This window comes from Marinomonas sp. 15G6-16, from assembly GCF_055809555.1.
The window spans coordinates 2,124,465-2,146,099 of the sequence record NZ_CM147916.1 but is presented as its reverse complement, the minus strand read 5'-3'; the positions used below and the strand labels follow the sequence as shown (position 1 = coordinate 2,146,099).

The 21,635-nt window shown below is 44.9% G+C and carries 24 protein-coding genes; 10 read left to right on the top strand and 14 right to left on the bottom strand.

Features of this window, described 5'->3' with window-relative positions; genetic code table 11:
- Nucleotides 1-85: 85 nt before the first annotated feature.
- The 6 genes from greA to AC0L46_RS10315 form a co-directional block, all read right to left on the bottom strand.
- Entirely contained in the window at nucleotides 86-562 is a 477-nt protein-coding gene (gene greA / locus AC0L46_RS10340; RefSeq protein ID WP_414681771.1) for a transcription elongation factor GreA, read from the bottom strand.
- Nucleotides 562-3,777, bottom strand: a complete 3,216-nt coding sequence (gene carB / locus AC0L46_RS10335) for a carbamoyl-phosphate synthase large subunit (protein WP_473503391.1) — start codon at nucleotides 3,775-3,777, stop codon at nucleotides 562-564. Before carB ends, greA begins: the two co-directional genes overlap by 1 nt.
- A 20-nt stretch (nucleotides 3,778-3,797) precedes the next feature.
- Nucleotides 3,798-4,934 carry a glutamine-hydrolyzing carbamoyl-phosphate synthase small subunit gene (gene carA / locus AC0L46_RS10330; RefSeq protein WP_414681769.1) on the bottom strand — a complete coding sequence of 379 codons (1,137 nt, stop codon included), beginning with the start codon at nucleotides 4,932-4,934 and terminating at the stop codon, nucleotides 3,798-3,800.
- 249 nt (nucleotides 4,935-5,183) lie between these two features.
- Complete coding sequence (locus tag AC0L46_RS10325; protein ID WP_473503388.1) at nucleotides 5,184-5,741, bottom strand: DJ-1 family glyoxalase III; 558 nt, start codon at nucleotides 5,739-5,741, stop codon at nucleotides 5,184-5,186.
- Between the two features lie 35 nt (nucleotides 5,742-5,776).
- Nucleotides 5,777-6,247 (bottom strand): GNAT family N-acetyltransferase, encoded by a 471-nt coding sequence (locus tag AC0L46_RS10320; RefSeq protein WP_473503386.1) that lies wholly within the window; start codon nucleotides 6,245-6,247, stop codon nucleotides 5,777-5,779.
- Nucleotides 6,248-7,093: a hypothetical protein gene (locus AC0L46_RS10315; protein ID WP_473503384.1), complete on the bottom strand. Its 846-nt coding sequence runs from the start codon at nucleotides 7,091-7,093 to the stop codon at nucleotides 6,248-6,250.
- 223 nt (nucleotides 7,094-7,316) lie between these two features.
- Between AC0L46_RS10315 and AC0L46_RS10310 the strand changes: the two genes are divergently transcribed.
- The 5 genes from AC0L46_RS10310 (at nucleotide 7,317) to AC0L46_RS10290 (ending at nucleotide 11,880) form a co-directional block, all read left to right on the top strand.
- Nucleotides 7,317-8,105, top strand: coding sequence for a transporter substrate-binding domain-containing protein (locus tag AC0L46_RS10310; RefSeq protein WP_473503382.1), 789 nt, complete (start codon nucleotides 7,317-7,319; stop codon nucleotides 8,103-8,105).
- Between the two features lie 122 nt (nucleotides 8,106-8,227).
- The gene (locus AC0L46_RS10305) at nucleotides 8,228-9,034 is read left to right on the top strand and encodes an amino acid ABC transporter permease (RefSeq protein WP_317005906.1); all 807 of its coding nucleotides are present in this window, start codon (nucleotides 8,228-8,230) and stop codon (nucleotides 9,032-9,034) included.
- A gap of 105 nt (nucleotides 9,035-9,139) precedes the next feature.
- Nucleotides 9,140-10,051, top strand: a complete 912-nt coding sequence (locus tag AC0L46_RS10300) for a LysR family transcriptional regulator (protein WP_473503380.1) — start codon at nucleotides 9,140-9,142, stop codon at nucleotides 10,049-10,051.
- 114 nt (nucleotides 10,052-10,165) lie between these two features.
- Nucleotides 10,166-11,140, top strand: coding sequence for an isopenicillin N synthase family dioxygenase (locus AC0L46_RS10295; protein WP_473503378.1), 975 nt, complete (start codon nucleotides 10,166-10,168; stop codon nucleotides 11,138-11,140).
- Between the two features lie 2 nt (nucleotides 11,141-11,142).
- Entirely contained in the window at nucleotides 11,143-11,880 is a 738-nt protein-coding gene (locus AC0L46_RS10290) for an alpha/beta fold hydrolase (protein ID WP_473503376.1), read from the top strand.
- A gap of 108 nt (nucleotides 11,881-11,988) precedes the next feature.
- Here AC0L46_RS10290 and AC0L46_RS10285 read toward each other — a convergent pair whose 3' ends face one another.
- Both AC0L46_RS10285 and AC0L46_RS10280 read right to left on the bottom strand, forming a co-directional pair.
- Nucleotides 11,989-12,327: a peptidoglycan-binding domain-containing protein gene (locus AC0L46_RS10285; protein ID WP_473503374.1), complete on the bottom strand. Its 339-nt coding sequence runs from the start codon at nucleotides 12,325-12,327 to the stop codon at nucleotides 11,989-11,991.
- 70 nt (nucleotides 12,328-12,397) lie between these two features.
- Nucleotides 12,398-12,853 (bottom strand): DUF6314 family protein, encoded by a 456-nt coding sequence (locus AC0L46_RS10280; protein ID WP_473503372.1) that lies wholly within the window; start codon nucleotides 12,851-12,853, stop codon nucleotides 12,398-12,400.
- Nucleotides 12,854-13,309: 456 nt separating this feature from the next.
- On the opposite strand from AC0L46_RS10280, the gene AC0L46_RS10275 reads away from it, so the two are divergent.
- The 3 genes from AC0L46_RS10275 to AC0L46_RS10265 are packed head-to-tail and all read left to right on the top strand — an operon-like array spanning nucleotide 13,310 to nucleotide 14,228.
- Entirely contained in the window at nucleotides 13,310-13,582 is a 273-nt protein-coding gene (locus AC0L46_RS10275; RefSeq protein ID WP_473503370.1) for a hypothetical protein, read from the top strand.
- A 48-nt stretch (nucleotides 13,583-13,630) separates the two neighbouring features.
- Nucleotides 13,631-13,903 (top strand): hypothetical protein, encoded by a 273-nt coding sequence (locus AC0L46_RS10270; RefSeq protein ID WP_473503368.1) that lies wholly within the window; start codon nucleotides 13,631-13,633, stop codon nucleotides 13,901-13,903.
- Nucleotides 13,904-13,946: 43 nt separating this feature from the next.
- Nucleotides 13,947-14,228, top strand: a complete 282-nt coding sequence (locus tag AC0L46_RS10265; RefSeq protein WP_317005211.1) for a hypothetical protein — start codon at nucleotides 13,947-13,949, stop codon at nucleotides 14,226-14,228.
- A gap of 137 nt (nucleotides 14,229-14,365) precedes the next feature.
- Here AC0L46_RS10265 and AC0L46_RS10260 read toward each other — a convergent pair whose 3' ends face one another.
- A complete protein-coding gene (locus tag AC0L46_RS10260) occupies nucleotides 14,366-15,514 on the bottom strand; it encodes an alpha-hydroxy acid oxidase (protein ID WP_473503366.1) in 1,149 nt (382 codons plus the stop codon).
- A gap of 110 nt (nucleotides 15,515-15,624) precedes the next feature.
- Here AC0L46_RS10260 and AC0L46_RS10255 point away from each other — a divergent pair, with 110 nt between their 5' ends.
- Entirely contained in the window at nucleotides 15,625-16,545 is a 921-nt protein-coding gene (locus AC0L46_RS10255; protein ID WP_473503364.1) for a LysR substrate-binding domain-containing protein, read from the top strand.
- An 8-nt stretch (nucleotides 16,546-16,553) separates the two neighbouring features.
- Here AC0L46_RS10255 and AC0L46_RS10250 read toward each other — a convergent pair whose 3' ends face one another.
- The gene (locus tag AC0L46_RS10250; protein WP_473503362.1) at nucleotides 16,554-17,648 is read right to left on the bottom strand and encodes a PA0069 family radical SAM protein; all 1,095 of its coding nucleotides are present in this window, start codon (nucleotides 17,646-17,648) and stop codon (nucleotides 16,554-16,556) included.
- Between the two features lie 140 nt (nucleotides 17,649-17,788).
- Here AC0L46_RS10250 and AC0L46_RS10245 point away from each other — a divergent pair, with 140 nt between their 5' ends.
- The gene (locus AC0L46_RS10245; protein ID WP_473503360.1) at nucleotides 17,789-18,256 is read left to right on the top strand and encodes an OsmC family protein; all 468 of its coding nucleotides are present in this window, start codon (nucleotides 17,789-17,791) and stop codon (nucleotides 18,254-18,256) included.
- Nucleotides 18,257-18,342: 86 nt separating this feature from the next.
- Here the strand turns inward: AC0L46_RS10245 and AC0L46_RS10240 are convergent, their stop codons facing one another.
- The 4 genes from AC0L46_RS10240 to cofC form a co-directional block, all read right to left on the bottom strand.
- Nucleotides 18,343-19,347: a TIGR03842 family LLM class F420-dependent oxidoreductase gene (locus AC0L46_RS10240; RefSeq protein WP_473503358.1), complete on the bottom strand. Its 1,005-nt coding sequence runs from the start codon at nucleotides 19,345-19,347 to the stop codon at nucleotides 18,343-18,345.
- Nucleotides 19,348-19,436: 89 nt separating this feature from the next.
- Entirely contained in the window at nucleotides 19,437-20,129 is a 693-nt protein-coding gene (npdG, locus tag AC0L46_RS10235; RefSeq protein WP_473503356.1) for an NADPH-dependent F420 reductase, read from the bottom strand.
- An 86-nt stretch (nucleotides 20,130-20,215) separates the two neighbouring features.
- A complete protein-coding gene (gene cofE, locus AC0L46_RS10230) occupies nucleotides 20,216-20,989 on the bottom strand; it encodes a coenzyme F420-0:L-glutamate ligase (RefSeq protein WP_347984176.1) in 774 nt (257 codons plus the stop codon).
- Nucleotides 20,982-21,611: a 2-phospho-L-lactate guanylyltransferase gene (gene cofC, locus AC0L46_RS10225; protein ID WP_473503354.1), complete on the bottom strand. Its 630-nt coding sequence runs from the start codon at nucleotides 21,609-21,611 to the stop codon at nucleotides 20,982-20,984. The genes cofE and cofC overlap by 8 nt, the downstream gene beginning before the upstream one ends.
- Nucleotides 21,612-21,635 lie beyond the last annotated feature (24 nt).

Sequence of the window (21,635 nt, the reverse complement as noted above, 5' to 3'; positions counted from 1 at the left end):
TTTTTTGTTTCGTACCTTTTCAATAGGCATAAAAAAGCCGCTTAGTGATTTCACTAAGCGGCTTTTAAGTTTACTTTTATATCAATTAGATATATTCAACTTTTTCGATTTCGTAAGTGGCTTCACCGCTTGGGATTTTAACAGCAACTTCGTCGCCTTCTTCTTTCCCAATAATGGCTTTCGCGATTGGCGATGCATAAGAGATTTTCTTCTCTTTTACATCAGCTTCATCATCACCCACAATCTTATAAGTAACCGTATCTTCCGTATCCACATTGTAAAGTGTCACGGTTGTACCAAAGATCACTTTGCTTGATGCAGGCATAGATGCAACATCAATCACCTGTGAGTCTGCAAGTTTGCCTTCGATCTCTTTAATGCGACCTTCAGCAAAACCCTGCTCTTCACGAGCGGCATGATATTCTGCGTTTTCTTTTAAATCGCCATGTTCACGAGCCGTTGCAATGTCTGCAATTACGCGAGGACGAACTACAGTTTTAAGGTGGTTCAACTCGTCTCTAAGACGAGCTTCACCTTCTACTGTCATTGGTACCTTTTTCATTATTTCCCCAAGTGCAAATCTTGTAGTCTTCTGACTTTAGTTTCGCCAGTTAGGCCTATTGCCAAACTAGTCGCTTCAGCGCCAGCCAATGTTGTAGTGTAACAAACCTTGCGCTGTAATGCTGTACGGCGAATCACAGAAGAATCCGTAATAGCTTGAGTTCCTGATGTGGTGTTAATGATGTAATCAATTTCACCGTTTTTCATCATATCAACAATGTGTGGACGACCTTCGTTCACTTTATTAACTTTACGAACCTCAACACCATTTTCGGTCAAGTATTTCGCTGTTCCTTCCGTACCAACTAGGTCAAAACCTAAATCAGCCAAACGGCGAGCAACAGCAACCGCACCTTCTTTGTCCATATCGCGAACACTGATGAAAGCACAACCCGATGTTGGCAACACAGTACCACCACCAAGAACCGCTTTACCAAAGGCTTCAGCAAAAGTATCGCCAACGCCCATGACTTCACCAGTTGACTTCATTTCAGGCCCAAGAATCGGATCGACACCTTGGAACTTGTTGAATGGGAAAACCGCTTCTTTCACGCTGTAGTAAGAAGGGATAATCTCATCTGTGAAACCAAGCTCTGCCAAAGTTTTGCCAGACATAACCAAAGCGGCTAACTGAGCCAAAGAACGACCGATGCACTTAGATACGAATGGAACAGTACGCGATGCACGAGGGTTAACCTCGATCACATAAATTTCACCATCTTGTACCGCAAGCTGAGTATTCATCAAACCGATAACACCAAGCTCTAGCGCCATATTCTTAATCATGTTGCGAATCTTGTCTTGAACTTCGCTAGACAAAGAGTATGGAGGCAAAGAACAAGCTGAGTCACCAGAGTGAACACCCGCTTGTTCGATGTGCTGCATGATACCGCCGATAACCACTTGATGGCCGTCAGAGATACAATCGATATCGATCTCAATCGCAGCATTCAAGAAGTGATCAAGCAAGACAGGGCTGTCGTTAGACACTTTTACGGCACTTGTCATATAACGCATCAATTCTTTTTCGTTATAAACGATTTCCATCGCACGGCCACCTAATACATAAGATGGACGAACAACTAGCGGATAACCGATGTCTGCTGCTTTTGCCGCCGCTTGCTCAACACTACGTACTGTCGCGTTATGAGGCTGTTTGTAACCTAAGCGTTGAATCATGCTTTGGAAACGCTCACGGTCTTCGGCGCGGTCAATCGACTCAGGCGTTGTACCTATGATAGGCACACCTTCGTTTTGCAAAGCACGAGCAATTTTCAGTGGTGTTTGACCACCAAACTGAACGATCACGCCTTTTGGTTTTTCTTTGCGTACGATTTCCAAAACGTCTTCTAGCGTTACTGGTTCGAAGTACAAACGGTCGGATGTATCGTAATCCGTAGAAACCGTTTCTGGGTTACAGTTCACCATGATGGTTTCGTAACCGTCTTCACGCAAACCCAATGCCGCGTGTACACAGCAGTAATCAAACTCGATACCTTGACCGATACGGTTTGGACCACCACCTAGAATAATGACTTTCTCGCGATCTGTTGGTGCCGCTTCACACTCATCTTCATAAGTGGAATACATGTAAGCTGTATTTGTTGCAAATTCCGCCGCACAAGTATCAACACGCTTGTAAACAGGGTGAACATCCATCAAGTAACGACGCTCACGCATGGATTTTTCAGTCACGTTCAACAAGTTTGCAAGACGAGAATCTGAAAAGCCTTTACGTTTCAAACGACGGATAACGTCGTAAGTCATGTCGATCAAGCCTTTATCAGCAAGCGCAATCTCTTCTTTGATCAAATCTTCGATTTGTACCAAGAACCAGTGATCAACACCGGTTGCCGCATAAACTTCGTCTATGGTCATGCCTGAGCGGAATGCATCACCAATGTACCAAATACGATCCGCACCTGGAGATTGCAATTCATACGCTAGCTTCTCTTTGCTGTTTTCTTCGGCAAAGTTTAACTGTGGGTTGAAGCCGTCAGAACCGACTTCCAAGCCACGCAAGGCTTTTTGCAAAGACTCTTGGAAAGTACGACCAATCGCCATGACTTCACCAACCGACTTCATCTGAGTCGTTAGGCGGTCATTTGCCGTTGGGAATTTCTCGAAAGTGAAGCGAGGAATCTTAGTCACAACATAATCGATTGCTGGCTCGAAACTCGCTGGCGTTTGACCACCAGTGATGTCGTTTTGCAATTCGTCTAGTGTGTAACCGATCGCCAATTTCGCTGCGATTTTCGCAATTGGGAAACCTGTCGCTTTCGATGCCAAAGCAGAAGAACGAGACACACGAGGGTTCATCTCGATAACCACAAGACGGCCTGTTTTCGGGTCCATACCAAACTGTACGTTTGAACCACCTGTCTCAACACCGATTTCACGCAATACCGCCAAAGAAGCGTTACGCATGATTTGATATTCTTTGTCTGTTAGCGTTTGTGCTGGCGCCACTGTGATCGAGTCACCTGTGTGAACACCCATGGCATCGAAGTTTTCGATGGCACAAACAATGATGCAGTTGTCTTTTTTGTCACGGACAACTTCCATCTCGTACTCTTTCCAACCGATTAGAGATTCATCAATTAGCAATTCGTTGGTTGGCGATAAATCCAAACCGCGAGTACAAATTTCTTCAAACTCTTCCATGTTGTAAGCGATACCGCCGCCGGTGCCGCCCATAGTGAAAGAAGGACGAATAATACATGGGAAGCCAACTTCGCGTTGTACACCTAACGCTTCTTCCATGTTGTGCGCAATACCAGCGCGAGGACATTCAAGGCCAATCGCTTTCATTGCTTGGTCGAAACGATTACGGTCTTCCGCTTTGTCGATGGCATCTGCCGTCGCACCAATCATTTCAACATTGTATTTAGCTAGCACACCATGACGCTCTAGATCCAAAGCACAGTTCAGCGCTGTTTGACCACCCATAGTAGGTAGTACCGCATCTGGACGTTCTTTTTCGATGATCTTCTCGACTGTTTTCCACTCGATTGGTTCGATGTAAGTCGCATCGGCCATCGCAGGATCTGTCATGATTGTTGCTGGGTTAGAGTTGACAAGAATGACTCGTAGGCCTTCTTCTCGTAACGCTTTACACGCTTGCGCTCCAGAGTAATCAAACTCACAGGCCTGGCCGATGATGATCGGTCCAGCACCTATAATTAAAACGCTTTTTATATCAGTACGTTTTGGCATAGTCTTTCGTTCCGCTCCCTTTAGGCTTTTGAGGCTGTGATGTTTTCAATGAACTGGTCGAACAAAGGCGCAACATCATGCGGCCCTGGGCTTGCTTCTGGGTGACCTTGGAAGCTGAATGCGCTTTTATCTGTACGAGCAATACCTTGCAGAGACGAATCAAACAAAGATTTGTGAGTCATCACAAGGTTCGCTGGCAAAGAATCTTCATCTACAGCAAAACCATGGTTTTGGCTGGTGATCATTACTGTGCCTTTCTCGATTGCTTGAACCGGGTGGTTGGCACCGTGATGACCGAATTTCATCTTCTTAGTTTTCGCACCGGATGCCAAAGCCAACAGCTGATGACCAAGACAAATACCAAATACTGGGATTTCAGTTTCCAGAATTTCTTTGATGGCTTGAATCGCGTAATCACAAGGCTCTGGATCACCAGGGCCATTAGATAGGAAAACGCCATCTGGATTCATTGCTAACACTTCACTGGCTGGCGTTTGCGCTGGCACAACCGTCAAACGGCAACCTCGCTCAACCAACATACGAAGGATGTTGCGCTTCACACCGAAGTCGTAAGCAACCACATGGAACTCAGAAGAATCTGGCGTGGTGTGACCTTTCACAAGATCCCAAGTAGATTCTTTCCACTCGTACGCTTTCTCGACAGTCACTTCTTTCGCTAAGTCCATACCTTTCAGACCTGGGAAAGCTTGTGCTGCAGCGATCGCTTCTGCTGTTTTGTCTAAAGCGTCATCACCTGCGATGATGCAACCCGCTTGAGCACCTTTTTCACGCAAAATTCGAGTTAGCTTTCGTGTATCGATGTCGGCAATACCCACAACACCTTTACGTTTTAGGTAAGCATCAAGAGATTCTTCAGAACGCCAGCTGCTAGAGATCAAAGGAAGATCACGAATAATCAAACCTTCGCACCATACATTGCTGGATTCTTCATCTTCAGAGTTAACGCCGGTATTCCCGATGTGGGGATAGGTCAAGGTGACCATTTGTCGAGCATAGGAAGGATCGGTAAGAATTTCTTGATAACCAGTCATTGAGGTATTGAATACTACCTCAGCAGTTGATGAGCCATCAGCTCCGATCGACACGCCTTTAAATACTGTGCCGTCTTCCAGAGCTAGAATCGCTGTTGTTGCCAAAGGAACCTCCCGTTTAGAGCCTATTCAGGTTGCAAAAAAGCGAGACGAACCTAGATTCATCTCGCTTTTAAATAATTGCGTTTTTGACGCCGGTTTATCTTAGTCTTTCCGATAAATCTCGCGATCAAAAAATCTGAGCAATTTTACTACCATACGCCGCGAGCGTCCACCTTGAATCCCAAGTAAATCGCCAAAAACGCCCGTTTTTACAGCTTTTTAATTGACTCTTTAGTCAGGAATTAGTAATCCCTAGCAGAGTAAATCATCCGCCACTTTTTGTGCGGTTTCATATCCTTTCAAATTACCCAAAACAGTCAATGCAAAGACCATTGCAACAGCGGGCCCTTTTCCGGTCAGAATGTTCTCATCCATCACAACAGGAAGGTCGGAAATGTATTCCGCGCCCGTTAAGCCGTCTTCAAAACCTGGGTAACAAGTTGCTTGTTTATCCACCACATAACCGTGGGTGCCAAACACAACCGACGGCGATGCACATACCGCTGCCAACAAAGCATCTTCTATATCATGTTTTTCCAACATGTTTGTTAACAATTCACTGTCGCGCAAATGCTCAGCACCTGGCATACCGCCAGGTAAAACAATGGCGTCATACATTTCATCGGCAACTTCAGCCAACAAAACGTCCGCTTCTAGCTTACAGCCATGCGCCATCGTCACTTGTTTAGCGTCATGCACACTCGCCACAGCCACTTCCACACCACCACGACGCAATACATCAATAATAGTAATGGTTTCAATATCTTCATTGCCATTGGCAACAGGCACCAACACTTTGCTCATACTCATGCTAAAACTCAGCCTTTTCTATTATTCAATTCGTTTCATATTTTTAAAGTAAACAAGCAAGCCGATTCACGACCTTGCTCTGTTTGGTAATAATTCTTTCGCTGCCCAACCAGCTCAAAACCCAGCGATTCATATAGGCGAATGGCGCCTACATTTGACTCTCGAACCTCCAGCAGACATTCCGTCACACCTTCCTGTTTGGCGAAGCCCAACCATTCATTCATCAGTTTTTTGGCCAAACCTTGTCGGCGTGCCGTCTTGCTTACAACCACCAATTCTAATTCTGACTGATCTCCCCATTGAGATGCGGTCAACCATCCAAGCGTTTGATTTTCAGCGGTTTCCGATTCTTTATCTGCCGTCTCCACCAGCCAGTTTTTTCGTGTTTTCAAGGCATCTAGAACCAAAGACTCGCCCCAAGGATGCGGATTTGATGAAGCATCAAGGCGAGCAATGTCAGGAAGGTCGGAATCAGCGCAGGCAGGACGAACACAAGACACTATCATTTAACACTTGTCTCTAAAAAAGCTAACTTGCATCGCTTGCCATGCGTCTTTGCGCAATTCTGGAATTCGGTAAAGCTCAGGCAGACTGACAATGCGAGCAGTAGGATGTTGTTTCAAAATACTGCTTTCAGGTAAGTCATCAATGAGTTGGGTGATTTGATTGCCAGCCAACACCAACATGGGCGCATCGGGAAAACTGCTCGCCAATCGGCCAACATAACTTTCTACCGCACCAAACAACCAGTCTGAACGCCCTAAGAAATGTGGGTTTTTTAAAGCACCTGGCCACGAAAACGCACTGCTTTGCCATTCTTCAATAGACTCTTTTAATAAGGCTTGTCCCATTTTTAGAGCAAGACGCTCAATATCTTCTGCTTGAGAAAAAACGTGTGGCACATCACTCAGAATCAGTAACTTATTCGATAAAGCATAAGCGCGAATGTCTAAATGCATCATTTGATGCTTTGTTTCTGGCTGAGATTCAACCGCAATATCTACCGCCAACTCTTCAATTGGCTGCAAATCCTCTACAATAATCTCAGGCCCAGCATTTAATTGTTCGCGCAGATAATTAACCGACTTTTCTTTCTCTTCAGGCAAGACTTTAACAATAGGTTCAGGGATAGCAGCCCCGAAACCTCCGATGTCTGCCGATTGCTCTGCTGACGAAAACACACTATCGGAAGGCAACTCAACCGCAGAATCGACGCCTGTCACCGCCCAAGGCTGCGCTGGCGAAAAGACGGTCCCGACAACCCCTTCCGGTGCTGACAACCAAGACGCCACGCCCATTTGCGCTAAGCAATGAGTTTGAAAAGCTTCCTTTGGGGTGAGTTCACGGAACATATACTTTTAATATCTCTGTTTAAGATTGCTGAAAATAGATCGAATAAGGCTGGTTAAAAGCCGTCAAATATTGATTGCAATAATCGCACAAATATACGCTGATAGAACACAAGATGCCACTTGCTCACCGCAAGATTCAATGGTCTGGCATTCATCTCCTGTGTATAATCGCGTCATTGATAAATCTCCGAAAAACAGCTCATCTTCGAATAAGGTACACACTATGATCTCTATGCTATCCCGCTTAGCTTTTATTGCGGCCGTGTCTATTAGCAGCTTTAGCTTTGCCGACAATTTGCCAGACCTAAAAGGTCGCACTATTTTAGCGGTCACTGAAAACGCCTACACACCTTTGAACTTTGTTGATCCAGCGACTGGCAAAGGCATTGGTTGGGAATACGATGCCATGAATGAAATCGGCAAGCGTCTTAATGCCAAAATCGAATGGCACTTAAGCAGCTGGGACACCATGATCCAAGCAGTAAAACAAGGCCAATACGACGTTGGTATGGATGGCATCACGATCAACGAAGAGCGCGCACAGCAAATTGATTTTTCTGATGCTTACATGACATCACAACAATTCATGCTGGTTCGTGCTGATGAAGACCGCTTCACGGATGCAGAATCTTTTGCTGCAAACGATGACTTTCATTTTGGCGCACAAGCTGGCACAACCAACTTTTACGTTGCGGTTTACGATGTATTAGATGGTAACGAAGACAACCCTCGCATCACCTTGCTAGAAACCTTTGGCGCATCTGTTCAAGCCCTGAAATCTGGTGACGTAGACAGCGTACTTATGGATGCGGCTTCTGCTCGTGGTTACATTGGGGCAAATCCAGGCGCATTCAAAATCATCGGTGGTCCTCTAGGCTCAGAAGATTTTGGTTTTATCTTTACGCCTGGCTCTGACCTTGTCGCTCCAGTTAACGCAGCGATTAAGAGCATGAAAGACGATGGCACATTAGACGCACTGAACAAAAAGTGGTTCTTCGACTACAACCAATAGTCAGCTTACAGACATTGACTCTTCTTTAAAGAGTCTGCTCGTAACCGATCTTCTCAGAATAACCAGAAGATCGGTTTTTTCTTTATTCAACCACCTGTAAATGGTTTTGCCATTACCTAATGATGCCCTTGAAACGAACTCTAGAACGCACGCCTTGGTGGTTAGTCACTGCCATTATCATCGGTTTAGTCTTGCTGTGGAACATGGCAACCGACCAAAGCTACCAACGCATCGCAGGCGCTTTAAGCCAAGGGTTGCTCACAACCATAGGTGTCACCTTCACGGCTTTCATTATTGCCAGTTCGATTGGCTTAGTTGTGGCATTAGCCGGCTTTTCTCGTCATCGAATTATTCGAGAATGCGCCCGCTTCTACGTAGAAATATTTCGAGGCGTACCAGTACTCGTTCTCTTGTTCTACATCGCTTTTGTTGGCGCGCCGGAAATGGTCAACCTCTACAACTGGGCGCTGCAAATCCCAATTGAAGCAGGTTGGATTGAAAAAGCCCGCACTCGTGACTTCACTCTACTTTGGCGAGCCATCATTGCTCTTGCGATTAGTTACAGCGCCTTTATTGCAGAAGTTTTCCGAGCAGGGATTCAAGAAGTCAGTAAAGGACAGATAGAAGCAGCGAAAGCATTAGGACTTTCCAATTGGCATCGATTTCGACTGATCACCTTGCCGCAGGCCATGCGCAAAATATTACCGCCGCTCGGCAACGACCTCGTGGCCATGATCAAAGACTCGGCTCTCGTCTCCGTGTTAGGCGTTCAAGACATCACACAACTAGGGAAAGTCTTTAGCTCCTCAACCTTTCAATTCTTCGAAACCTACAACGTCGTCGCCTTTATGTACTTGGTACTGACGTTGAGCTTATCTTTATTGATCAGAGCATTTGAAAGCCACTTGAGACGTAACGACCATCATTGAGTAAAAGTCTGTAGCGACTCAGTTGCTTGATCTGTATGCAAAAGCTATCGTAAAGCTTAGCGAGAGCCTACTTACTTCAATCAAGACTAGCGAGCGGATCAGCCATTGACCTCAAGAAAGCGTATTCATTCCACTGCGATTTACTGCTTTGATAGCGTTCGACGACTCGGCTCCATCCGAGAAGCCTCTCGCTCGCTTCATATGGCGACGTCTGCTGTCAGTCGGCAAATACAAAAGCTAGAAGAAGAGCTTGATATTCCCTTATTCGAGAGGTCACCAAGTGGCTTAAAGCTCACATCAGCGGGCGAAAGCTTTGCGAGACACGCACAACTGGTATTAAAAGACGCCGAGCGCCTTTATTCAGAAATCGACGCTATAAAAGGCATCCAGAAAGGTCACATTGAAATAGCTACTGTGGAAGGCCCTTCCATTGAACTCATCCCTCGTTTAATCAAAAATTTCAGAGAGCAATTTCCCAATATATCCGTTGGTGTTCATGTTATTGGTTCCTCAAAAATGCCAGAGCTTCTAATCAATGGAGATGTGGACATTGGTCTCGCCTTTGATATTTCACACCTACGAGACCTCAACCAATTATGGGTAAAAAACTATGCTCTTGGCGCTGTGGTAGCAAAGGATCACCCTCTTGCAAACAAACCAGAAATTAGCCTTGAAGAATGCAGTGACTATCCATTGATTTTAAGCAAAAAAGGCCTTTCAACTCACAGACATTTAAGCAGCTTTATTAACCTAATCGGTCCATCTCATCAGGTGATTGAAACCAACTCTGTAGAGTTGTCTCGAAAGCTCGCTATGAGTGGAATGGGTATCGCGTTTCAAACCATCATAGGAATAGAAGAAGACTTAGAAAATCAAAGGCTATTCCACATTCCCGTTACTCGCCCAAACAAAATGAGCTCTGATCTTGGTGTGTATGTTCGAGCAAACCGAACCTTGCCAGTGGCAGCAGATCATTTTGTCAGAGAGCTTATTCACGAGCTCGACCAGACGTCTTAATCTAGGTGATGCGTTTTCAGCAACACCCTCATCGAAAATAAGCGTTATCACCACTCACTGAACGACTGATAGCATGACACTTCCATCGTCAAACATTCAGATAATTGGTGAGATATGAATACTCAAAACACAAAAATCGAAACATTACCTATCATTGATTTATCTGGTTACCAAGAAGCAACGCAGACACAAAAACAAGAATTGGCACTGAAAATAGGTCAAGCTTGCAGGGAGTTCGGCTTCTTTTACATTACTGGCCACGGCATTGATGAAACGCTGCAAAGCCAACTATTTAATGAAAGTACAAAACTGTTCAATCTTCCTTTAGAAAGTAAGCTCAAAGTAAATAAACAACTATCTAAAGCAAACAGAGGATACGAACCTCTTAAAAACCAAACATTGGAAGCTGGCACACCGCCAGATCTAAAAGAGGGCTTTTATATCGGCTTTGACCATGAAAACGATCACCCTCTAGTAAAAGCAAAGAAATTCAACTTTGGCAAAAACCAGTGGCCAGAAGACTTACCTCAACTAAAGCCTATCGCAACAAACTACTTACATGCGATGACCTCTCTATGCGAAGCACTCATGTCACTTATGGCATTGTCGCTCAACTTGCCAAACAACTACTTCGATGATTTTTGCAAAGACCCACTTGTTACGCTGAGGCTACTTCATTACCCACCGCAACCGGTAAATGCACAAGAGAATGAAAAAGGCTGTGGCGCTCATACCGATTTCGGCGGGTTAACACTGCTTTTACAAGATGATAATGGCGGGCTGCAAGTCTGGTCGCATAAAACGGAAAATTGGATTGATGCGCCTCCAATCAAAGGCAGCTTCGTCGTCAATATTGGCGATATGATCGCCCGTTGGACAAATGACCAATATTGCTCAACCTTACACAGGGTCATCAATAAAAGCGGCAACGAACGCTACTCAATTCCGTTCTTCTTTAGTGGCTATTTAGATCATGAAGTAAAGTGCATTCCTACCTGCTTGGCCGAAAACGAGCAGCCGAAATATGCGCCAACCACGGTTGAACAACACATGATTGAAATGTACCAAAGAACCTACGGGGATAACTGATCATGACTAACCTCGTTTTTATTCATGGTGCGTGGGCAAGCGGCTGGGCTTGGGAACCTTTGCTTCCATACATCCATTCTCCTGATACTCACTGCCACGCCATTAATCTGCCTGACAGTGAAAGTTACGAAGCCTCTCTTCAGTCTCAAGCAGGTGTTGAAGAATACAAGTCGCACGTATTAAACGCCCTTGCCAAGATAAAAGGCCCAGTCTGGCTCATCGCGCACTCCGGCGGAGGCCTCATTGCCACAGCCATCGCAGAGGAAATACCAAATAAAATAGCGGGGATCATTTATGTTGCAGGCATGATGTTACCTAGCGGCATGAGCTTCTCTGAGCTTTGCCAAACGGTTGCCCAGAAAGGAATCAATACGCAAGGCATCTCGCCTTACCTTCAAAACACCCAATACGGCACCAAGGTAACAGAAGAAGGCATTAGAGAAGTTTTCCTGCATGACGCTTCTGAAGAAGCTATTCAACTGGCGAAAGAAAACATGGTCGTTCAGCCAAACGCATCTCGAATTATTAGCGTTCACTGGACAGAAGAAAGAGTCGGCCGTATTCCAAAGTATTATATAGTGGCAGAGCGTGACCGCTCATTGGTATTGGCCGTCCAACAGGAAATGATAAAGCTCGTGACGCCAACAGCGGCAGCCACGCTTGATTGTGGTCATTTCCCTCAAATAGTCATTCCTGAGCAACTTGCTGATGTGATTATGGAATTCATCTCAAACCAATAAGTCGCCTTTTGAGATGCCTAGCTGAACGGCTTAAACGAAAAAAGCCAACTCATGTTGGCTTTTACAGTCTTGAAAAACGGACGCTCTATAACCGGAGCATCTTAGAAACTAGTGTTTTACCGTGGCTTTTAGCTTGTCTAATAAAGCAATGGACGCTTTTCCATCAACCACTTCATGATGCTGTCGTTGAAAACGCACAATGGCATCACGTGTCTTTTTACCCATAATACCGTCTGCTCGACCTGCATTATAACCAAGACGATTTAACTGCTTCTGAGTTTCCAACACCACATTCACTTTCACAGGGGCTTTTTCAGCAAGGCGACAATGCTGTTCACCTGCTTTGCTTTTGTGATGACAATCCATTGGATCTGGTGCATTGCCTTTCGCCAAAGCAGAACTACTCAACACAACACCAAACAACATCATTATGATTGGATACTTCATTTCTTTGCTTCCTACGTCATGATTAATGTGAATTATTTTATCTTAAATAACACCAAGAAAAGCACAAGATCTAGCAAGTTCGTGTGAATGTCGTCTGGATGGAATAATCTTTTTTCGGGCCAACAACACTGAAGCTTAGCTCGAATTGATCCGCCGCAAGAAATTCAAATGTCGCGTCATAATGATCTTTGATGCACAAATGATGCGACGTCAGGATACTGGCTTGAGTAAAGACGAAACTTAAAAACAAATCGCCTTTTGTTGCGCCATCAGAAAAGAAAATATCAAAGCCTTTATTGGTCATTCGATATTGATACGTACGAAACGCATTGGGCTTTTGATCTTGGCTTTTATGCTGAGCATTTGGCAGAACCATCGCTTCTTGGAAATCCAAGTATTGCTCATGCTCATCATTCACCTGAAACGTCGCCTGCCCAGTGATTTCCCCAAAGCCAGAAATCACTCGCTGTACTTTCCAACTGCCTAAAAAGTAAGACAACACCTCTTTTGCTTCGATTTCGTACATTATAATTCTGAACCTGTAGACGTTTTGCTTAAAATAAACCGCGAATGTTACCACCAGTTTTTAATAAATCATTAAAAGCCAATATTTATCGAAAAAAACATTGTGCAAGATGATTTTGAATATCCCTCTATTTAGCGAAGGCTGATCTCTTTTTCGCTCATTTCTACAACACAAGCATGCAAACTCTTCGACCTAATATGCTTATTAGGGGCAATTCAACATCCCGTTTTGAAGCTTTCTTACTCATTTGCAAGAAACAGCCTGATACGTGCTTATTTTGCGAAAAAGCTGCATATTTCGGCAATTATGCACTTAAAATCGCCTATTCGGCAAAGACAAGGGAAGCGCCTTTTCAGCTATTTCAATCCCAAAAAATTCCTCTAATATGAACTTCATCAGACGGGGACTTGCTTACCAAGCCCCAAGTAAAAATTAAATATATAGAAGGAAAACATCATGAAAAAATTAGCAGCAATCGCAGCAACTCTAGTTACAGCAACTGTTCTATCTACTTCTGCTTTCGCGTCTAACGACGACAGCCCTCGTGAAGAACTTCGTAGCGCTAAAGCTGGCGTTGAAGCATTGGCAGTAACGTTAGAAAACTTAGGTCAAACAGTTGATACAAGCGTTGATCTGAACGGTGCACACACATTCGGTCAGAAAGAAGCCGCTTACAACGCTAAGCACGCTGAACTTCAAGCTCAATTTGATGAATTAAACGCTCAATAAGAAAAGAACCTTATTAGCCATTAAACCCAATTTGAAAAGGACACTATCATGAAAAAATTAACAGCAATCGCAGCAACTCTTATCACAGCATCTGTTTTATCAACTTCAGCTTTCGCATCTAGCGATGACAGCCCTCGTGAAGAGCTACGTAGCGCTAAAGCTGGCGTTGAAGCATTGGCAGTAACGTTAGAAAACTTAGGTCAAACAGTTGATACAAGCGTTGATTTGAATGGCGCTTACACTTTTAGCCAAAAAGAAGCTGTTTACAACGCTAAGCATGCTGAACTTCAAGCTCAATTTGATGAGTTAAACGCTCAATAAGAATCTTATTAGCCATTAAACCCAATTTGAAAAGGACTCGATCATGAAAAAATTAACAGCAATCGCAGCAACAATTATCACAGCATCTGTTCTATCTACTTCAGCTTTCGCATCTAGCGATGACAGCCCTCGTGAAGAGCTACGTAGCGCTAAAGCAGGTGTTGCAGCGTTAGCGGTAACACTAGAAAACCTAGGCCAGACTGTTGACACAAGCGTTGATTTAAATGGTGCGCACACATTCGGTCAGAAAGAAGCCGCTTACAACGCTAAGCATGCTGAACTTCAAGCACAATTTGATTCACTGCAACTAACTTCAGCGGAATAATCTCCTTTTCCGTTTCATTTTAGATGCCTCCCCTTGAAAGAAGCCTCAATGTTGATTCCCCTTCGTTGAGGCTTCTTACTTTTTTACGCTTTCATTCCTTTACTCTTCATCACTAACGCATCTCACAAACCAAAAAGTCAGCCCCTAAAGCGTAAGTTCTCTCTAGATAGCTGATCAACGGAAGTTTTGCCCATTAACTTCATATCTCGCTCAAGCTCTGCTCGCATGAGCCCTAACGCTCGCTCAACCCCAGGTTGGCCAGCTGCCGCAAGTGGATACAAATACATTCTGCCAATACCCACCGCTTTTGCACCAAGCGACAAAGCTTTCAATACATGAGTGCCACGCTGCACACCACTGTCAAAGATCACATCGATTTCATCCCCGACTTCATCAACAATTTCGGCCAGTTGATCAAACGAACTACGAGAGCCATCCAATTGTCGACCACCGTGATTAGAAATAATGACGCCTGTACAGCCAATTTCGACCGCTTTACGAGCGTCTTCTCGGCTCATAATACCTTTCAAACAAAACTGACCATCCCAGAATTTCACCATTTCGGCGACATCATCCCAGTTCATTGAAGGGTCAAGCATATTGGTAAAGTAGTCACCGATAGACGTCGCGCCATTGCCCATATCAACGTGCTCATCCAGTTGTGGCAAACTAAAAGGTTCGTGTGTGACGTAGTTAATGCCCCACATGGGTTTCAGAACAAATTGCAGCATGCCTTTCAAGTTCAGTTTAAAAGGAATAGAAAAGCCAGTTCTCAAATCCCTTTCACGGTTGCCTCCGGTAATGGAGTCCACCGTTAGCATCATGACTTGTACGCCTGCGTCTTTTGCTCGCTGCATCATGGCGCGATTTAATTCGCGATCTTTATGAAAATAAAATTGGTAAACCTGAGGGGTGTTGGTTTGTTTTGCAATTTCCTCCATGCTGACCGTACCAAGAGAAGACACACCAAACATGGTGCCGTATTTCTCTGCTGCATCAGCAACAGCACGCTCACCATCATGGTGAAATAAACGCTGTAACGCCGTTGGAGAACAGTAAACTGGCATATCAAGCTTCTGCCCCATCACAGTCACAGAAAGATCCACATCCTGAACACCAGTTAAAACACTCGGCACCAAATCACAAGTTTCAAAAGCGGCCGTATTGCGACGATAAGTCGACTCATCATCAGAACCACCATCAATGTAATTAAAGATCGGACCTGGCAAACGCTTTTTGGCCAAGACCCGAAAATCATGAAAGTTATGACAATCTTTTAGTCGCATCACTATGTCCCTTATTTTTTTAGTTGTTCACTTAAAGAAGTCACTATAGTCCGAGTTTCATTTATGATAAATATGACACAAAATAATAAACTCTTTCTTAAAACGGCATAATGACATTGAACGCAGCAGACTTAACACTTTTTGTTTACGTGGCCGATACAGGCTCTTTCAATAAAGCCGCTCAATTAGCAGAGCTATCCACACCGGCTTTGAGCAAAAGAATCAGTCGCCTTGAGCAAGCACTTGGTGTGCAGTTGATTCACCGAACAACAAGACGGCTCAACCTGACAGAAGCAGGCGAAAGCCTTTATGTGCACGCTAAAAACATAGAAGGCCAAGTCAGCGACGCCGTGGCTGCGGTATCAGCTTTCAGTCACGGGCTAAGCGGGCATATAAAAATCTCTGTACCCACTATTTCTGGAGAGTTACTACTGGCCGAAGCCATCGCTGAGTTTTGCCAAATGTACCCAAATATCACAGTGGATATGCGTCTGGAAAATGACTTTGTGAATCTGGTCGAGGAAGGGCTCGACCTTGCGGTTCGCACCGGAAAATTAGAAGACTCCAGCTTAATCGCCAAGCCACTGATTCAATCCAATTGGGTGGTTTGTTGCTCACCAAGTTACATTGAAAAACATGGTGAAGTCACTCATTTAGAAGAACTAAAAGAACACAATTGCCTCGCTTACACCTATCAGGCCCAAGGTTCATTCGATTGGCGCTTTATTAAAAATGAGACAGGTAAAGACTCGATAGAAGAAAGCGTGCGAATCAGCGGAAGTTTAGCCACCAACAACGCTCAAGCCTTACGCAAAGCCGCTTTGGCAGGCTTTGGTATTGTTTATGTGCCACGTTGTTGCGTCTATGAAGACCTACAGAAAGGCGCTTTACAAGCCATTTTGACCGACTACCAACCAAGACAACTTGGCGTCTACGCAATTTACCCACAGACTAGATACTTACCAGAAAAACTTAGACTGCTGATAGAACACATAAAAAAAGCCTATCAAAACAAGAAGGAATACTTTTAAAGCAAGCATCAAAACAAAGGCATTTGATCGCCTTCTTTAGGCGGTACTTTAAACTGTCGGCGATCAAGAAAACTGAGGCGGTTGTCATCCAGCCCATACTTTCTTCTTGCCACATGAAAACGCTGATTAATCAAATCCGCAAATAGACCTTCACCAGTCATGCGTTTACCAAAACGACTGTCGTAAAGCTTACCGCCACGCATGTCCATAATGCGCTGTAAAACATGATCCGCACGTTCTGGGTAATGCTGTCGTAGCCAGTCAGCAAATAAAGGAGCAACCTCATGGGGAAGGCGAAGCATAATGTAATTGATGGATTGAGCACCGACTTTGGCACTAGCTGCCACAATCTCCTCTAGCTCATGATCATTAATAAAAGGAATCACAGGAGCCGCCAAAACACTAACGGGAATCCCCGCATCACGCAGTGTTTGAATCACCTTCAAACGGGTTGTACCCGAAGCCGTTCTTGGCTCCAAAATACGCTTTAAGTCGTTATCCAAGGTAGTCACACTAATCGCCACATGAACCAACTTCTTCTCAGCCATTTGCGCCAAAATATCAATATCACGAAGAATCAAAGTGCTCTTAGTAATAAGGGAAATCGGTTGATGATGAGCCAAGGCAATCTGCAATAATTCGCGAGTGATTTTCAGTTCCTTCTCAATCGGCTGGTACGCGTCTGTGTTGATCCCCAATGCAATGGGCTCACAGCGATAATTCGGGTGAGCCAGCTCTTCTTCAAACAAATACGCCGCATTGGTTTTCGCCACCAGCCTTGTTTCAAAATCCAACCCAGGAGACAACTCCAAATAAGCGTGTGTAGGCCGCGCAAAACAATAAATACAGCCGTGTTCACACCCTTTATAAGGGTTTATCGATTGCCTAAACGGCACATCAGGGGAGTTATTTCGGCTAATGATGCTCTTGGCTCTTTCGTGGCGAACTTCGGTTTTCGGCGACGATGTTTCCAATAAAGCCACGTTTTCGTCATTTTCATCCACTTCCACCAAGGTAATGGCAAAACGCCCAGCTAGATTATTGGCCGTGCCTCGCCCTTTAATTGGCAAATGAAAAGGATTCGTCTTACTTGGAATAGACATAAAAAACAACCCAGAATTACTGTATATATATACAGCATATTGATTGTTTAAAATTCACAATGCAAGGCTTATTCGCCTTAATTTCCTGTTAGCATAAAAGGCATTCAATGATGATGGTTAGAACTTACTGGAGCGCTTTTATGTCAGAATACTCTGCTATCGTGGAGTGGAAACGCCATTCCCAGAACTTCCTAGACCGACAATACAGCCGCGCCCATGAATGGCAATTCGAAGGCGGTGTGGTGGTACCAGCCTCCTCTTCTCCTCATATCGTTCCCGTCCCCATGTCTGTTGCTGATAATGTGGACCCAGAAGAAGCCTTTGTGGCCTCTATCTCAAGCTGCCATATGTTGTTCTTTCTCGACTTCGCTTCCCGCAAAAAACTCATCGTAGAACAGTACACAGACAAAGCTGTTGGCACCTTAGCCATTGGGCCAAATGGCAAACAGATGATGACAGAAGTGGTATTAAAACCAGAGGTAATCTTTGTTGGAGAAAGGCCCAGCGCAGAAGTATTAAAAGCCTTACATCATCAATCTCACGAGGCCTGCTTTATTGCGAACTCAGTGCTGACCAATGTGAGAGTGGATGAGGCTTTTTTAATGTAATACAACTCGAAGAATAACTTCCCCCTCCCCTTCGCGCTCTAACGGAAAGAAAGCAAAAGGAAAGGAGTAAGGTTATTTAATCAATTTTAAGCGTTAAAAGCCGGAATCACTTCTCGTCCATATTTCGCGATGATTTCTTCTTCGTCTCCGCTGTCTAGGTAGATGTTGAATTGCGTTGTGCCAGCCGCTTCAAGGTCTTTGATTTTGGCAATATGCTCTTCAGGCGTACCCAGAACACAGAAGCTTTTCACGATATCTTCTGTGATGAAATCTAGGAATGGGTTATCACTTTGGCCGTGTTTCGAGTAGTCGTAGCCTTTACGGTTTTCGATGTAGTCCGTTAAGCTTTTTGGCACTAATCCAGAATCGGCACCGTATTTTTCAACGATATCTGCTACGTGGTTACCGACCATCGCTGGGAACCATTTCGTGTGTTCAATACAGTAATCCATGTCGCCAAAGTACGCTGGTGCCGCCGCTTGGACTTTGAAGTTGGACATATCGCGGCCCGCTTCTTCACCCGCTTTGATCGACTGATCCGTAAACCATTTAACAAGGTCTGGATCACCAATTTGCAGAATCACACCATCACCCACTTGACCCGCCGTTGCCAAGGCTTTCGGGCCGTACGCGCCGATCCAAACAGGCAATTCGTAACCTGTCGCCCAAGGCAATTTCACTGGCTCAGGGCATTCGCCATATTCCACTTCTTCACCACGAACCATGGCTTTCACCTTGGTAGTAAATTCAGACAAACGCGCTAAAGTCGCTGGCTTTTTCCCCATCACTCGCATAGACGAATCACCACGACCAAGACCAATATCGAAACGGCCATTACTTTGATGCGCCAAACTTGCGTATAAGCTGGCAGACAAAGACCAATCACGAATGTTCGGGTTCGTCACACAAGGCCCAAAACGCATGGTTTTCGTATGTTCCATACACATTGCCATGGCCACAAATGACTCGCGCCAAAGAATGTGCGAATCGTAAAACCAGCAATAAGTGAAACCCGCTTCTTCCGCCTGACGAACCAAATTTCGTGCGCGGTCTGGGCTAACAAAACCTTTAAACGTGATACCAAATTCCATAATCTGTTCCTCTTGTAATAATGTTTTTAATTAGTTTTTTTAAATTTCAATAACCTTTAACAAAGTATTGGTGAGCTCAGAAGTCGAACTTAATGCTCTGGTGGGCAAATACGCACACCCGCGTGACTAAACGGCACCTCTTTCGAAATATTCAAACGAATCAAGATAGGCGTCAGCGCTTCAATACAGCGGGCGCTTTCTGCCAAGCCTGCGTTGTAAGCTGTGGTTCCCATAAGTTCGATAAGCGCCATAACTTTCTTCTTCGCGGCAAGGTCATTACCACACACCAAAATGTCGCAGTTAATGGCGCGAGAAAGGTCGTTCAAGGTGACGGCAGAGACGTTATGCAAGGCGCCAACCACTGGAATGCTTTCGCCAAGCAAAGCTTGTGCGGCTTCCGTGACAGAGCCTTCTTTTGGCATTTCAACGGCTTTTGGATTGCCCGGCGCCAATGGCACAACAATGTCCACCAACACTTTATCTGTGAGCAAAGGCGCTAGAGCGGTCAGTGTTGCGTCGTGGCCGCTGTAAGGCACAGACAAGATCACTAATTCATCCGCCGCTTTGGTGGCGTCTTCCATGCTCATGCCTGTGATATCAGCAATGGTGCCTTTTTCGGACACTTCTTTGTCAGACAAGAGCGCGGTCATTTCTGTCGCGGCGTCTTGTGCTTTTGTTGCATCACGAGAGCCCAAAACGACACTGACACCCGCCAGCGCCAGACGCAATGCGAGGCCTTTACCTTGCGGGCCTGTACCGCCGATGATTGCTACTTTACTCATACATTCCTCTTTCTTTTTATCGAATATTAATGTGTTAAATCGGTTTACGTTTCTGACTATTAACGATTGCTGCGCTAAGTGCTTGTTTATCTAAATAAATCTTCGTTATGGGCGCGCATCAAATCTTTGCTTGAGCTGTCGGTTCTCGGCCAATCCAAACCACGGAAAACAATCACAGGCGACTTGGCGCTTTTCTCCATGAGCAAGCCAGATGCGGCAGCGAGTTCGTCTGCAAAAGCCGGTGCAGTAACACTAAGCGGACGACCAAACGCATCTTCTTCCCCCAACATGTGCATCACGCCCGGCACGTTCGCCAAGCCAATCGCCACGTTGGTTTGGCCTAATCGCCAAGGCCGACCAAAGGTATCGCTGATGATGACACCCAATTCACAGCCAAAATGTTTTTCTAAAGCAAGGCAGATTTCTCGGGCGCTTTTGTCTGGATCTTCTGGCAATAAAATCAATTGTCCTGGATGATCCGCGTTTGACTCATCGACCGCGGCATTGGCGCAGATGTAGCCGTGTTTGTGTTCAGCAATAAGAACGCCTTCGTCTTGATCTGGACGTTTCATGGCACGCACTACACGGCTTGATTGAGAAAGAATCACTTCGACTTTTCGCGGGTCTTTATTCACTGTTTTCGCCAATTCAATGGCTTCTTCGCTTGGCGTGACGTCTTCTAAATACGCGCACGCGCCTTCGCTTTTAGACACCACTTTGTGAGCAATGACCAAAATATCGCCAGCCACCAAGGTTTGTTTTTGTGAGATAAAAGTATCAATAATTTTCTGCGCTAAATCGTCGCCTTGTTGAAAATCTGGCAATCCCATTAGGCGAAACATACTCATAGAATCAGGCATATTGATGTTCCTTAACGGGTGATATGAAGCACGATTTCCATGCATTGAAACGTTCAGGTGCTTGTATGACCGCTTGTTTCAAATCATCGCTTTGGTCAATGTCTAACGCCAAATCTGTGAAGTTTAATGAATGACAACTCAAGCCGTTTTCAAATGCATTGCCTTTGTGAAGTCTCGCGGACTGATGTCCATATTCAAATTCAATGGCGTCTGGCGGTGATGTCAGCAAGGCGTTTGTGCCGCCATCTTTTGCTACTGCAATCACCACTTCCGCGTCATCCGCGACCGTGATTAATGCTTGGATTTCATCTGGATTCAGTACGGCGATGTCACCGGGAATAATCAATTGGCTGTCATAGCCAGACTGTTTCACCCAATCACTGGCAAAGGTTAACGCGCCGTTTAAGCCGTTTTCGCCATCATCAAATAAGGTATTGGCGTCATAAGATTGGGCAAGGTCCAACACGTCTAATGATTCACTGACCACTAGCACATCCAACCTAGGAAAATGCGTTTGGAAAAACGCTAAGGTGTTTTGAAAAAGGCTCAAAGATAAGCTTTCACGAGCTTCGTCCGTCATGCTGTGAGCAAGACGTTGCTTAGAACGTTGCGGGGATTTCATGGGAATCACCACGCACAATTTATC

Excerpts from the sequence above, each read along its gene's own strand:
- greA (WP_414681771.1), bottom strand. The coding sequence starts at position 562 with ATGAAAAAGGTACCAATGACAGTAGAAGGTGAAGCTCGTCTTAGAGAC.
- carB (WP_473503391.1), bottom strand. The coding sequence starts at position 3,777 with ATGCCAAAACGTACTGATATAAAAAGCGTTTTAATTATAGGTGCTGGA.
- AC0L46_RS10325 (WP_473503388.1), bottom strand. The coding sequence starts at position 5,741 with ATGAGTATGAGCAAAGTGTTGGTGCCTGTTGCCAATGGCAATGAAGAT.
- AC0L46_RS10320 (WP_473503386.1), bottom strand. The coding sequence starts at position 6,247 with ATGATAGTGTCTTGTGTTCGTCCTGCCTGCGCTGATTCCGACCTTCCT.
- AC0L46_RS10315 (WP_473503384.1), bottom strand. The coding sequence starts at position 7,093 with ATGTTCCGTGAACTCACCCCAAAGGAAGCTTTTCAAACTCATTGCTTA.
- AC0L46_RS10310 (WP_473503382.1), top strand. The coding sequence starts at position 7,317 with ATGATCTCTATGCTATCCCGCTTAGCTTTTATTGCGGCCGTGTCTATT.
- AC0L46_RS10305 (WP_317005906.1), top strand. The coding sequence starts at position 8,228 with ATGCCCTTGAAACGAACTCTAGAACGCACGCCTTGGTGGTTAGTCACT.
- AC0L46_RS10295 (WP_473503378.1), top strand. The coding sequence starts at position 10,166 with ATGAATACTCAAAACACAAAAATCGAAACATTACCTATCATTGATTTA.
- AC0L46_RS10290 (WP_473503376.1), top strand. The coding sequence starts at position 11,143 with ATGACTAACCTCGTTTTTATTCATGGTGCGTGGGCAAGCGGCTGGGCT.
- AC0L46_RS10285 (WP_473503374.1), bottom strand. The coding sequence starts at position 12,327 with ATGAAGTATCCAATCATAATGATGTTGTTTGGTGTTGTGTTGAGTAGT.
- AC0L46_RS10280 (WP_473503372.1), bottom strand. The coding sequence starts at position 12,853 with ATGTACGAAATCGAAGCAAAAGAGGTGTTGTCTTACTTTTTAGGCAGT.
- AC0L46_RS10275 (WP_473503370.1), top strand. The coding sequence starts at position 13,310 with ATGAAAAAATTAGCAGCAATCGCAGCAACTCTAGTTACAGCAACTGTT.
- AC0L46_RS10270 (WP_473503368.1), top strand. The coding sequence starts at position 13,631 with ATGAAAAAATTAACAGCAATCGCAGCAACTCTTATCACAGCATCTGTT.
- AC0L46_RS10265 (WP_317005211.1), top strand. The coding sequence starts at position 13,947 with ATGAAAAAATTAACAGCAATCGCAGCAACAATTATCACAGCATCTGTT.
- AC0L46_RS10260 (WP_473503366.1), bottom strand. The coding sequence starts at position 15,514 with ATGCGACTAAAAGATTGTCATAACTTTCATGATTTTCGGGTCTTGGCC.
- AC0L46_RS10255 (WP_473503364.1), top strand. The coding sequence starts at position 15,625 with ATGACATTGAACGCAGCAGACTTAACACTTTTTGTTTACGTGGCCGAT.
- AC0L46_RS10250 (WP_473503362.1), bottom strand. The coding sequence starts at position 17,648 with ATGTCTATTCCAAGTAAGACGAATCCTTTTCATTTGCCAATTAAAGGG.
- AC0L46_RS10245 (WP_473503360.1), top strand. The coding sequence starts at position 17,789 with ATGTCAGAATACTCTGCTATCGTGGAGTGGAAACGCCATTCCCAGAAC.
- AC0L46_RS10240 (WP_473503358.1), bottom strand. The coding sequence starts at position 19,347 with ATGGAATTTGGTATCACGTTTAAAGGTTTTGTTAGCCCAGACCGCGCA.
- npdG (WP_473503356.1), bottom strand. The coding sequence starts at position 20,129 with ATGAGTAAAGTAGCAATCATCGGCGGTACAGGCCCGCAAGGTAAAGGC.
- cofE (WP_347984176.1), bottom strand. The coding sequence starts at position 20,989 with ATGCCTGATTCTATGAGTATGTTTCGCCTAATGGGATTGCCAGATTTT.
- cofC (WP_473503354.1), bottom strand. The coding sequence starts at position 21,611 with ATGAAATCCCCGCAACGTTCTAAGCAACGTCTTGCTCACAGCATGACG.